At 58.2% G+C, this 12984-nt stretch carries 9 protein-coding genes; 3 read left to right on the top strand and 6 right to left on the bottom strand.

All coding sequences use genetic code 11. From position 1 onward, the window contains the following. Position 1: 1 nt before the first annotated feature. Genes ACYZT2_RS17585 through ACYZT2_RS17600 form a run of 4 tightly spaced genes read right to left on the bottom strand, consistent with a single transcriptional unit; the run spans position 2 to position 7756 of the window. Positions 2 to 4561 (bottom strand): alpha-2-macroglobulin family protein, encoded by a 4560-nt coding sequence (locus ACYZT2_RS17585; RefSeq protein WP_461973154.1) that lies wholly within the window; start codon positions 4559 to 4561, stop codon positions 2 to 4. Beyond that, a complete protein-coding gene (locus ACYZT2_RS17590) occupies positions 4558 to 5196 on the bottom strand; it encodes a DUF1175 domain-containing protein (RefSeq protein ID WP_409373040.1) in 639 nt (212 codons plus the stop codon). Before ACYZT2_RS17590 ends, ACYZT2_RS17585 begins: the two co-directional genes overlap by 4 nt. Beyond that, positions 5193 to 6929: a DUF2138 domain-containing protein gene (locus ACYZT2_RS17595; protein WP_461965993.1), complete on the bottom strand. Its 1737-nt coding sequence runs from the start codon at positions 6927 to 6929 to the stop codon at positions 5193 to 5195. The genes ACYZT2_RS17590 and ACYZT2_RS17595 overlap by 4 nt, the downstream gene beginning before the upstream one ends. Before the next feature lie 35 nt (positions 6930 to 6964). Then, a complete protein-coding gene (locus tag ACYZT2_RS17600) occupies positions 6965 to 7756 on the bottom strand; it encodes a YfaP family protein (RefSeq protein ID WP_461965995.1) in 792 nt (263 codons plus the stop codon). A gap of 438 nt (positions 7757 to 8194) precedes the next feature. On the opposite strand from ACYZT2_RS17600, the gene ACYZT2_RS17605 reads away from it, so the two are divergent. Further along, positions 8195 to 8944, top strand: a complete 750-nt coding sequence (locus ACYZT2_RS17605) for an SDR family oxidoreductase (protein WP_461965997.1) — start codon at positions 8195 to 8197, stop codon at positions 8942 to 8944. Between the two features lie 11 nt (positions 8945 to 8955). Here the strand turns inward: ACYZT2_RS17605 and ACYZT2_RS17610 are convergent, their stop codons facing one another. After that, positions 8956 to 10314: an MATE family efflux transporter gene (locus ACYZT2_RS17610; RefSeq protein ID WP_461965999.1), complete on the bottom strand. Its 1359-nt coding sequence runs from the start codon at positions 10312 to 10314 to the stop codon at positions 8956 to 8958. Positions 10315 to 10816: 502 nt separating this feature from the next. Here ACYZT2_RS17610 and ACYZT2_RS17615 point away from each other — a divergent pair. Together ACYZT2_RS17615 and ACYZT2_RS17620 are read left to right on the top strand one after the other, a co-directional pair. Then, positions 10817 to 11716 carry a DMT family transporter gene (locus tag ACYZT2_RS17615; RefSeq protein WP_461966001.1) on the top strand — a complete coding sequence of 300 codons (900 nt, stop codon included), beginning with the start codon at positions 10817 to 10819 and terminating at the stop codon, positions 11714 to 11716. Positions 11717 to 11821: 105 nt separating this feature from the next. Continuing rightward, entirely contained in the window at positions 11822 to 12439 is a 618-nt protein-coding gene (locus ACYZT2_RS17620) for a class I SAM-dependent methyltransferase (protein ID WP_461966003.1), read from the top strand. 30 nt (positions 12440 to 12469) lie between these two features. On the opposite strand, the gene ACYZT2_RS17625 is transcribed toward ACYZT2_RS17620, so the two are convergent. Then, complete coding sequence (locus ACYZT2_RS17625; RefSeq protein ID WP_461966005.1) at positions 12470 to 12922, bottom strand: glyoxalase superfamily protein; 453 nt, start codon at positions 12920 to 12922, stop codon at positions 12470 to 12472. Between the last annotated feature and the right edge of the window lie 62 nt (positions 12923 to 12984).

Below are 12984 nucleotides of genomic sequence, written 5' to 3' on the forward strand. Positions count from 1 at the left end.
GTCAGTGGACCGTGACCTGGCCGAGTGCCGGCTTCTGTTCCTGAGCCTGGTTCTGCGGTGCGTAGACTTGAGTGAAACGCACCGGCGGCAGGTTGAACTGGCCTTTTTGCGAGAAGCGCACCAGATGACGCAGACGCAGTTCGCCGCTCAGAGCATCCACCGGGATCGCGTAGGCCATTTGCCCCGGTTCGAAACGGGCCTTCTCCAGCGCGGTCGGCTCGGTGCCGGCCTTGCCCATCAACTTGATGCCCCACGTGGTGCGCTCGACGTCCGCGCCCGGTGGCAGCGGCACTTCGAGCATGCCGTAGCGCAGCGGTTTCGCGGCTTTGCTGGTGACGATCACTTCGTCCAGGTACAGGCTGTCGCTGGACAATGGTTTGGTGCCGACGGCTTCGAGTTTGAATTCGAACGCTTCGTCACCCGGCACCAGACGCGACAGACGACGAGTGATGGTCACGGCCATCGGGTCCACCGGCGGTTGCTTGCTCTGGAAGCTCAACGCGGCGCGAAGCGGGCGTTCTTGCTCCCCGGTCAGCGACAACACTGTCGGCACGGGCGCAGGCCCCTGCCACGTCCAATACATCTCACCGGTATCACTGTGTTGTTTCTTCCAGCCTGCACCCGGTGCGAGCGCGATGGTCGGCGATGCCTGTTCGATGCTGCGTTGCAGCCAGGTCAGCGCCAAGGCTCGTTCCAGAGTCGATTGTTGCGGCAACAAGCGTTGCAACAACGCTTGAGCGTGAGCCTGATCGAAGGCTTGCAGCGACAGGTTCAGCGCTTCGACAAACGGTTGAGAGCTGGCGGCCACTTGTTGTTGCGCAACTTCCAATTGACCATTGAACGCCGACGGCAGATTGACCTTGGCCTGACGCGCCAAAGAGGCGATCAGCACCCGAGCGCTGGCCAGACCCAATGCCGAATCCGGATCGCTCATAACCAGGCTCTCTGCGCCATCGTCCATCATGCTCGCCGCATGGCCTTCGCCGGCTTTCACCAGATCGTCGATCAAACCGCTGAGCAGCGTGTTCACTGGCAATTGCATCTGTTTGGCAAACGACAGAATCAACGCCCGCTGCAACAGCGGCGTGTTCTGCGCCTGCTTGGCGTACACCTCCAGCACCCGCTGCCAATGCTCCGGCGGCAGGCTCAGTTCCAGCGCTTTGCTGGCGTGCCAGTCGGCGTAATAGGCGTAAGCGGTGAGGAACGCATCCGGCTCACCGTCATAACCCCACCAGGTGAAGCTCGCCGACGGGCCGGCCATTTGCACCAGACGCAGGCGGCTGTTCTGCATGATCAAACGCAAGCGATCGCGAATCTGCGGGTTCGACGACAAGGTCGGATAAGCGATGCTCAACGGCAGCAAACGGCTGGCGGTCTGTTCGACGCCGCCGTACGGATAGCTCAGCAGATCATCAAGCGCCGAACGGAACAGCGCTTGCGGGCTGTCATCCAGACGCAGGCGAATATCTGTGGCGTCGGCCGGCAAGGTCAGCGGCGTATCACCGCTGGCCACGTCCAGGCTTTGGCTTTGCGTTACCTGCCAGCCTTCGCCGGTCGCGGTCAGACGCACGGCCAGGGCATCAGCGGTTTTGCCGTCCTGCACCAGCTCGGCGGTCCACTCGCCATTGGCCACTGTGAACGCTGGCAATGCGATGTAGTTGATGCCGTTGTTCAACGTGACCGGCACACGTTGCTCGGCGCCAGCGTAATGAATCACCAGCTCAGCCTTGACCGGTTTCTCGGCCTGACTGAACGCGAACACACCGAGATCCGGTTTGTCGCTGTTGCGGAACTTGGTCGGGCCGCTCCACTTCAGGTACAGCGGTTTTTCCGAGCGCACGAATTGCTTCTTCTGCCCGACCTGACCGTCATCGGCAATGGCGCGGGCGGTGATGCGCCAGCGGGTCAGCGAGTCTGGCATTTTGAAGGTAAAGCGGGTTTTGCCATTCGCATCGGTGATCAATTCAGGCTGCCACGCGGCGGTGTCGACGTCTTCGCGACGCGGCCGCTCCAGCACTTTCACGCCACGCTCGCTGCGGTTGGCTTTGCCCGGCGCGCCAGGGCTGCCCGGCAACGCGACGTCGTAGCTGATGAACGACAAACTGGCGCTGGTGCGCACGTTGTTGCGGCGTGGGTGATAGAAGAACTGGTCGATGGTCGGCGCGACTTCCGGTTGCAGCGCGTAGACCATTTCATCGACCACGCTGACCGTCAGGTGCGCCGGAATCGGCTTGCCAGCGAACTGGGTGGTCAGGTCAACCGACACGGTATCGCCGGGCTGATACGCCTCTTTATCGGTGGTGATAGCTACGTCGATTTGCGGCGCAACCACTTTGATGCCGGCGTTCTGGAAGCTGTACTGACCGCCCTTGGTGTAGAGCACGGAAAAGGTCAGGTTTGGCGCGAAGTTGTCCTTCACCAGGATGCGCGCGCGGTATTGGGTGTCGCTGAGTTTCTCCATCTTCAGCCAGTCGCTGCCCTTGGACAGCAGCGCCGTGGCCTCGACCTTGTCGCGCTCCAGCGACAACAGCGCATCGATAATCGGCTCGGGGAAAGTGATCAACGCGAGCGCTTCGTCGCCGGCCTTGTACTCGGGTTTATCGAGGACGATTTCCACGGTGCCGGGCACCGCTTTGACGCCATCGCCGGTGACCGAATGACCGGTCGCGCCAAGCACGCGGCCATGGTCATCCTTCAGCGTCAGGTTGTAAGTGCCCGGACGGTCGAAGGCCAGGGTGAAGCCTTTATCTTTTGCGGCAAGTTTGCCTTCGCCGGTGCTCTGGTCCTCCAGACGCACCCAGCTGTAGCCGCTCGGGTTGACCGCTTTGCTCTGCTCGCTGCCACCTTCGTTGGCATAGCTGAATGCAACCTTGCCACCCACCGCGCTGAACCGCTGAGGTGCGCTCAAGCGGAAACTCGCAGCACTGCGGTCGATGAGGATTTCCTTGGTGGTCTTGACCCGATACGCCGCGCCATCGCTGGCGAACACGGTAAGCATGTAGCGGCTCGGTTTCTCGGCGGCGGGCAGATCGAGGCTCGCGTTGCCCTTGGCGTCGGTGGTCAGCTCCACCGGGAATTGCCCGAGGTATTGCAGCTCGTTATCGACCATTGACAGTTGTTGGGCGCGCAGGCTCAAGCTCAACTTGGCGTTAGCCACCGGTTTGCCGTCCGGGTACAGCAGCACCAGACTGCCCCTCACCGGTTCGCCCGTGCGGTAATCCTGCTTGGCCAGGTTCAGCGAGATTTCGAAGTGCGGCTTGATGTATTCAGCGACACGGAAGGCACTGCTGTAGGCCTGATCCTTGTAGCTGAAACGCAGTTCATAACCGCCCGCCACCGCGTTGTCCGGCAACTGGAAGCGACCCTGAGTACCGGCCTTGGAATCGAGCTTCAGCGCCAACGATTGCAGCGCGGTGCCGGTGGCATCGAGTACGGTGACGTTGACGTCGGCAGCGGTCGCTGCCACGGAATCCCGCGCATTCTTGAACTCGCGCCCGACGATTTTCAGCGACACCCAATCCCCCGGCCGATACAGCGGCCGGTCGGTGAAGGCATAGAGTTTGGTGTCGTAGATTTCGCTGTCGTAATAGAAGTTCTCGGAGACGAACACCCCGCCCTCTTCATCCTCGCCGATCACGAACGAGCGCTCCGGGCTGACGTGTTTCAGGCGCAGTAAACCATCGGCATCGGTAGCGCCGCTGCTCATCACGCCCAGGCCATCGGTCCATAGCACATTGACCTTGGGCACCGAACTGCCTTCGTGTTTGCGCGCGGCCCACACCAGCAATTCATCGCCAGCAATCTTGCTCACGGCCACGGTGTTGGAAACGAAAACCATGGTGGTCGCGCGGTATTTGCCGATCAGCGCTTCCACCAGATACAGGCCCGGTTTCAGGTTGCCCAACGGGATGTACACGTTGCCCGGCGAGACACTGACGAACTCGCTGGAAGAACCGGCCAGGTTCACGCCGACAGGCGGCTGGATCGGTTTGGCTTGCCACAGCGGATAACGGAATTGACTGACCACCGGCAGGCCCGGAATCAACGCGAATTGCGGCTGTGCGTCGTAGGGCGTTGGCGCGGCGATGGCGGTGCCCATCTTCAGTTCCGGCACTTCCTCGGTGACTTGTTTGCGCGACTCATAGGAAAACGCCCGCTGCATCACCCGACGGGATTTGCGGTACCAGTTGTCCCACAGGTACGCGAGGGTGTTCGACAAGCCTTCGCCCTTGAACTGGCCATCGCTGACCACGCGGTGCAGGTTCTTCTGGCGCTTGAGGAAATCCAGCGGCTTGTCGATGCGATACACACGAATGTCCGCGCCGCCGTAAGGCTCCATACGGAACCGGCGGTAATCGCGGCCCGGCGCTTCGAGGCGAACCATCGCCTGTTCGTCGCTGGCGAAACTGCTGTCGGCCAGCAGGAAGAAACTCTCACCGGAGACCGGCGTATAGCCGCTTGGCTCGACGGTGTCTTCAGCATGGACCGCGGCCAGCGGCATGAACAAGGCCAACAACAAAGGCAGTTTTGAGCAAATGCGCAGCATGCGGGCACCGATCATTGGGAGAGGAAGTTCAGTCGATAGACGCCGATGAAGTTGGGGTTGGCTGCGTCGGGTATCCATCGGGTGTCCTTCCATGTCATGAGTTGTTGCAGGCTTGCGGAGCGCATGCCGTTGTCAGTGGGGGTGGTAGTGCCGGTGTGATAGGCGATGAAGCGGCCCATCCAGATCATCAGGTGCTGGTCGTCACCCTGATCGAAAAACATCAAGTCGCCGGGCCGGGCCTGGGCCAGATCGCGGCCGACCAGATGACTGTTGAACTGGATCAGTTTGATCGCGTTGACGTAGGGCCCGACCTTGCCGCCGCCCTGCTGCCATTGCTGGGCGAGGCCGCGTTGGGCGTCGCTCAGTTGCAGTTCCGGCGGCAGGTAGCGATTGGACAGGCCATTGCTGCGCAGCCATTTGTCGTCATGGACTTTCAGCGCTTCGTTGGCGGCAAACCGCACCAGCCCGGCGCAGTCCTGCTGATACCAGCGCGGGCTCGGGCCTTGGGTCAGTTGTTCCTGGGCGATGCGCACGAACCAGGCGCGGAATACCTGGGATTGCTGCGGGTCGAGCGCCGGGGCTTCGCTGGCAAAGGTGCGAGTCCCCAGCAGCAACGCCAACAGGCCGAGGCCTCGGATGAGTGCGGTCACAGGGCTTTCCACTCCAGCGGCAGCCACTGCCAGTGGCCGTCGGGCTCACTGCCTTTGGGCAAGGTCAGGGCGTATTTGCCATAGCCGCCGAGGGTGCGCAGTTTCGGGATCAGGTAGGTTTGCGCGGCGTTGTAAAACACCGGTTCCATGTCCTGCGGCAGGCTGTCGAGGGTTTCCTGTTGCATCAGTTGCGCCATGGAATCCGGGCCGAAATAGATCGGCATCAGCAGGTCTTTCGGCAGCACGTCAGCCATGGGCGGGAAGCGTTTGTCGAGGGTGCCGAGGGCTTTGTCGACCAGTTTGTCGTCGAGGGAAAACAGCAGCGTCGAACCATGGCGCGCCAGGCTTACGCGCATAAAGGCTTTGCCGGTGATTGCGTCCGGTTGCTCGGCATCCTTGGCCTTATAGGGACCGAAGTTGGAGCTGACCTGGCGCTGCCACTGATGGCTTTGGCCTTGCTGTTTCTCGACCACCGGGAACGCGTGATCGGCGACGTTGCCTTCGTAGGCGCCGACCATCGAGCCGAACAGGTTGCCCAGATCGCCGTCGAGTTTGGCGCTGTCATCGTCATTCAGGCTGGCCACCAGCAGCGGCGTGTACAGCCGCGAATCGGCGTACCAGCACAAGCCAGCGGCACCGGCCATGTGTTCGGTCAGGGCTTGGGCAACGGCGTCGTCGGCACCGAGTTTCACCAGCAGCGGTTTCTGTTGTTCGGCGGCCAATGGCAAGGCCACGCAGGCACTGGCACCCATCGGCATGGCCTGCCAGATTGGTGTGAAGTCGAAATCTGGCTGGTTTTCCAGTTCGTCCATGGCCAGAAAGCTGTGCCAGCCTTTGTCGTCCATGTCGAAACGCAGGCCGGCGAAATTCGGGATGAAGCGCTGATACCCCATGGCCAAAACGCTGGAATTGACCGAGAGACGCTGTTTTACCTCGGGCGTACGCGGTGGCAGGCCGAAGGCTTCGGGGAACAATTTGTCGCCGTTGAGCAAGGCGGCGATGGCCTTGGTCGAAACGCTGCCGGTGTCCTCCGAGGCGCCGTTTTCCGGGTCATAGAGCTTGGCCGGATTGGACAGCACCACCAGTTTGTCGCCATGGGAGGCGAACACCAATGACTTGTTGGCGTTGTAGTTGAGCTGATAAAGCGTGACGGCGTCGGCGCCGACTTTCACCTCGCTGAGTTTGCTCAGCTGCGTATCATCCAGCGCCACTTTCGCCAGCGGCTCCAGCACCTTGGCCAGCCCGCCGCGATCCATCACCAACAGGAAATCCTTGAGACGCCCATCCGCCCCGCGCCACAGCGCCACATCCGCCGGTTGATCGAACAGCTGCTCGATCAGGCTGTCCTGCAACTTCAGGTCATGCTCGTAAATGATCCGCCGCAGACTGCCAATCAAGCCGAGACGGTCGGCGTGGGCTTCGTAATAGAAGACGAAATCTTCGGTCAGGGTTTCCTTGAGAAACGGCACCGCCAGCAAATCCTTGGGCAGCTGGCTCAGGGAATGGGTTTCGAGCAAACCGTCCGGCCGGCTCATGCCCAGTTTGTCACTGGCCAGTTCCGCAGGCGGAGCCTTGGGTTTGTTCAGGAACCACCCTAACCCGCCTGCCACGCCAGCCACCAGGCACAGCCCGATTACCAGCGCCGGCCAGCGACGGGAAGTGTTGGCGGCAGGTGCGTCGGCGGCCGGGGAAGCGGCCGGGGAAACGGCCGGTAAAATAGTCCTATCACTCATGTTCACAAACCCAAATCATCCCTAGTGCGGGATGTTTAATAGTTGAAAGTCTTGACCAGCAGCAGGTCGCCGATCGCCCGCAAAGGCACGATGAAGGTCTCGCGTTTTTCGTCGACGGTGTTTTCGTTGAGCACCAGATTGATTTGCGAGGTGATCACCTCGTTCTGGTTGCTGGTCTCATCGAGGTTATAGCCGCCGCTGCCGAAGTTGCCCCAATAGTTCACGTAAACCAGATAGGTGCCATGCATCGGCGCGGTCATGGTGAACATTTCCGGGCCGGGGCCATCGACCCCGTCCGGGTCCAGGCCGCCGCCATTGCTCATCGCCGGACGAGCCCAGAACGCATGCTGGCCGTCGGGGGTAATGATGTGCAGATCGAGTTCGGCCTTGGGATCGTCCCAGCCCAGCACCACGCGAATGCGCGCCGGCGTGCGCAGGTTGTTGGCTTCATAGAATTGAACGCGCTTGAGCGACTTGCCCTCGGAACTGCGCACTTCGACGCTGTTGGACCCGGCACCGAACGCATATGGCCGGGCAAAACGTCCTTGGTCGTCGGTGTACAAATTCAGGGGATTGCCGTTGACCGCCAGGCTGTGCGGCGGTCGGAGGGCGCCGAGGGCCTTGAGCTGGCCTTCGATCATCGTGCGATTGCGTTGCACGCCCCGGTCGATGGGCGGCGTGGGATAGGCAACTCGAGGGTTTTCACTGCGGTCCAGCAAGCCGTGATAGCGCCAGCCGCCCACCGGCTCCGACAACTCGGCCGAGGGCTCGGCCCATGCGACCTGGGCGCCGACCAGCGTGATCAGCAGTGAAAGAACACAACGCATGTAACGCCTCCTGCCATGCATAACGAAACCTGGCGCCCGATCCTCGGCGCGGTGTTTGACTTTGACTGCTGGGCCTTCAAAAAATGATAGAGCCAGACGCCCAGTGCCAGTCAATTAAAGACTTGAACACGGCAGCCCCTGTGGGAGCGAGCCTGCTCGCGATAGCGGCGGGTCAGCCAACATTGATGCTGAATGTACCGCCGCTATCGCGAGCAGGCTCGCTCCCACAAGTTGCGCATCTAAACTGACTGGCATTACGCCACAGGCCGGCAATATAACATCGCCAGCAGTCCATTTTTCCGATCTTTTTCTGCACCGGACTGTCTTTCCCCGATAACCCGATCGTCGCCCCGCCACCCTCTCGCGTCTTCCGGGTCTTTAATGGTTGCAGGATTTAAAGCTACCGCAACCCTCTGCACACGCATCGGGAGACTGGACATGAAAATCGTCGTCATTGGCGGTACCGGACTGATCGGCAGACACCTCTGCAAAAACCTGCAAGCCCTGGGACATGAAACCCTGGCCGCGTCACCGAGCACCGGCGTCAACGCCCTCACCGGCGAAGGATTGAAAGACGCCTTGCAAGGCGCCGACGTGGTGGTCGACGTGGCCAACTCGCCCTCCTTCGAAAACGCCGCCGTGCTCGATTTCTTCGAAACCAGCGGGCGTAGCCTGCTCGCCGCCGAGAAAAACGCAGGCGTCAAACACCATATCGCCCTGTCGGTGGTGGGCACCGAGCGCATGCTCGAAAGCGGGTACTTCCGGGCGAAAATGGCGCAGGAAACACTCATCAAAAACTCAGGCATCCCTTACACAATCCTGCGGGCCACGCAGTTCTTCGAATTCATCGGAGCCATTTCGTATTCAGGCGTGCAAGAAGGCGACACCGTGCGTTTAACTTCCGCCGAGCTACAACCGATCGCCGCGGTCGATGTCGCGACGGCGCTGGCGAAAGTCGCCGTGCAAGCGCCGAGCAACCAGACCCTGGAAGTGGCCGGCCCTGAGCGCTGGCCGCTGGTTGAATTCGTACGCTTGTTTTTGCAACACACCAACGACCCGCGCCAGGCCCAATCGGACGACACGGTCCCCTACTTCGGCGCGCCGATCGATGACCACTCGCTCACGCCGGGAGAACACCCCATCATCGGGCCGACGCGCTTCGAGACCTGGCTCAAGAGCAGTGCTTGATAAACGAGGCCCTACACCAACCGCTCAATCTTCTGATGCTGCCAGACCATTTTGTAATACAGCGTCTGCAGCATCAGCATGCCCAGATAGGCCACCGGAAACGCCATCCAGACACCTTGCAGCCCAAAGCGCGCATCCAGCAGATACGCCACCGGCAACTGCACCCCGACCACGCAAACGATCGAAACCGCCACCGGCACCAACACCGTACCGCTGGCACGCATGATGCCGCCGATGATCGCCTGAAAGCCAAACACCAACAGGCTCCAGAGCATGATGTGCAACAGGTGTTCGGCCATCACCCGCGTGGAATCATCCGTGAGGAACAACCCCAGCAACCAGTGCGACAACAGGTAACCCAACACCACCAAACCACCGGTCAGGCACACGTTGATCAACAGCCCCGTGCGCAAAATCGGCCCCATCCGCTCGATGCGCCCCGCCCCGATGGCCTGCGCGCCGAGGATCGACGCCGTGATCGCAATCGACAGCGCCGGGAACTGCACGTAATTGACGATCTGCGTCACCGCCCCGTACGCCGCCGTCGCCTGAGAACCGTGCTGATTCACCAGCGCCAGAATCACCAACTCCGACAGCGATAAAACCACCATCTGCAACCCGGTCGGCAGCCCGATGCGCAACACCTTGCCGAGGATCTCCAGATCCAGCCGCATCGCCGCCAACATCTCCCGATCCGGCGCCAACGGATGCCCCTTGCGAATCAACCGCCACGCCAGCCACCCCATCGCCGACAAGTTACCCGCCAACCCCGCCCACGCCGCACTCTGAATCCCCATCGGCGGCAGCCCCAACCACCCGAGAATCAACGCCGGCGTCAGCGCCAACCCGACACACGTCGACACCACCAGCGCCAACAACGGCGACACCGTATCGCTCACCCCACGCAGCAACTGCGTGAACAACACAAATACCAACAGCGACGGCAAGATCCACATCATCACCTGCGCATACGCCACCGCATCGTCCAGCACATCCACCGGCGTGCCCAAACCCTGCAACGCCGGCCGGGCAAACACACTGCCCAACACCGCCGCCACCAACCCGATCATCGCCCCCAACAGCAACGTCGAACCAGCGATAGCCTTCACCAAATGCAACTCGCGAGCGCCCCAGGCTTGACCGATCAACACCCCGGCGCCAGCGCCGAGGCCAATGACCAGGGCGATGAAGAAGAACACCACGGGGAACATGCCCGATACCGCCGCGAGGGCTTGGGTGCCGAGCATTTGGCCGATGTAGATGCTGTTGATGGTGCCGGACATGGATTGGAGGAAATTCGACAGAACCATGGGGGCGAGAAACAGGAGGTAGGTTTGCCAGAGGGGGTGTTGAGGGGTGGGGATTTGCATTGAGGGTCCGTCTCGGGTGGGGGCTGGCATTTTGGAAATTCTACGCTAGGGGACCGGAATAACGCGCTTCTATTTTGCGGATTCGGGTAGCGTAGTAATGCCTGATTTCGGCTCAGTAAAAACACGCCGGATGCGTTGAAGTCCGGGATCTGCCTGGCTACCTGAAAAATCGGTGGAGTTGGAGGTCCAATATACGATCAGCAATTGTTACAAGTTCAATTTTATCTAGCTATCATGGCGCCCCCTGCTATTTAGCTGTATCGCCCGGCTTTTTTCGTTCGCATTGAGTCTGCGCGGCTCCTTTGAAAAAACTCAGTCACCACCATAAGCATATGCAAAAAAAATATATAAATAAAAATTGGATCCAATGCATTGTTTCTAAAGACTATTTCCTAAATAGACATTAGATCCACCCAGAAACATCCCGAATTATTTCGATTGACCGAAAATACGGCCTGCATATAATCAGCCTCCTCATGGCTGAACGACTACATTGGTTTCTATGGACAGAAAAGTTATCACGTCAAATTTATTATTGCTCGCTGCTGCTGTTATTTGGGGTTGTGCGTTTGTTCCACAAAAAATAGGCATGAGTTCGATCGGCCCCTTCTGGTTTACTGGATTACGATTTGCGTTAGGCACCCTGCTTATCATCCCTCTTGTTTTTTTTGAGAAAATCAACCGACCTCTTTCATGGAGAGATTGGTCGACGGGCGTTATCATCGGCTTGATATTGTTTGGCGGTATAAACCTTCAACAGATAGCGCTCAAATATGCTTCGGTAGCGAATACGGGGTTTATCACCGGGCTGTACATAGCCCTGGTTCCTATTCTGTGCAGCTTTTTAGGTCATCGATATTCTGTAGGTGTCTGGTTCGGCGTTGCCCTGGCCACGGTGGGTTTATACCTTCTGAGTGTTCATGGAAACTTTGATGTCAACCCGGGAGATCTGTTGACGTTGGCAAGTGCTTTCTTTTGGGCATTTCAACTTATAGCACTTTCAACAATCGGACATCGGCTGCCCTCTATTAGACTGGCCATCGTCCAGTCTGGAACGTGCGCTGTTCTTTCGCTTACCATTGCAATAGTGGCCGAGCCAATTTCATTGAACATGATCCATAACGCTGGCGTGCCGCTTCTGTATGGCAGCGTATTATCTGTCGCTATCGGGTTCACGTTACAGATACTTGCACAACGACATATAAAAGCAGCCCATAGTGCAATCATCTTGAGCATTGAATCTGTGTTCGCCGCTCTTGCAGGTTGGCTGATCTTGAGTGAGTGGCTTGGGCCCAAGGAACTCATGGGTTGTGCCTTGATATTGATTGGCACGATTTTGTCTCAGCTATCGCCGGAAAAACAGCGCAAGGAAAAAACTAACCTGGCCCAGGAAGCGCTGTGACTCAAAGTCTATGTGTGATTGGGACGAGTCGCCACCCTCTGTGCCAAGTCATTGATGCACCTAAAATTTTAGTATTACAGTTGCAAATAACCAAGGAGGAAGGTAATGAGCGTCACAGAAAAAGAGAGGCTTTCAGACGATGAACGCGAGTCGCTCACAGCTGATCCGGAGCGCCAAGATGAGGCGCACACCAAAGGCGCTTATGATTACTTGTCGGACAATACCCTGGCGGCTCGCTATTCAGTCATATCAGGTTTGATAGAACAGTATGATTGCGACCTTATACTTGATATCGGCTGTTACGTAGGTGGACTCAGAGGAGCTATTAATCGCACCCGGGCCTACCACGGTATCGATATTTCTCCGAATGCAATCAGTGATGCAATAACCAAATATGGCGACTATGAGCGTACGGAGTTCAGTGTTGGCGATATCCGCAGTGAGACCCTGAAGTTACCGCAATACCCTTGCGTGGTATGGGCGGGTATCGGCTTTGGTTATTCGGATAAGGACAGCCGGTGCTTTGCTGATTTATTCCAAAAAGCCTGGAAACTCTGCGACGATAATGGCTTGCTGATTTTTGAATGCATTGAAGACTACGCTTGGGTACAAACGCATATCGAAGCGACTAGCAGGCTTTTAACCGCTTTCCATGTGACCTATTCCTTGGCTTCAGTGCACAATCGCAGAGCGGTTTTCGTGGCGCGCAAAGTACTGAAATAAAAAAACACTGCAGCTTTCGCTGCAGTGTTTTTAGTGACTGCGGGGTGTGCGACTGACGAATCTCATGTGATTACCAAACGGATCATCTATCTGCAGCACATGTTTTTTATTTGAAGTCAAAAGAAGTAGTTTGTTGGTCGACAGCCTGGACTTCAATTCAGCATATAACTCATCGATTTCATTGACCGAAATCAAAATTGTCATTCCTGGTTCCGCATCCCCCTCATGCTCCGTCAGGTGGAGAACTAAATCTCCTCGACTGACTTGTAAGTAGGCAGGGTAATTATTTTGTCGATGCTGCCAGTCTATCGAAAACCCCAGGCAATCCACATAGTATTCGCGGGCCAATTTTTCAGAAGAAATTTTAAAGATCGGAATTGCGTTTGATAGCTCCATGCTTGCCTTACCGAGTGAGTTGGAATGCATCTGAAAATACAGGTCGGGATTTGCGTGGTCAAGAGCTTTAATTTGCAGGGCACGCAAGCTGACAATGCATGTTTTTACCCCTGGCGCGAGCTGTGAAAGGTTACATATTTAAATTTTAA

It is taken from the genome of Pseudomonas sp. MDT1-85, from assembly GCF_054898065.1.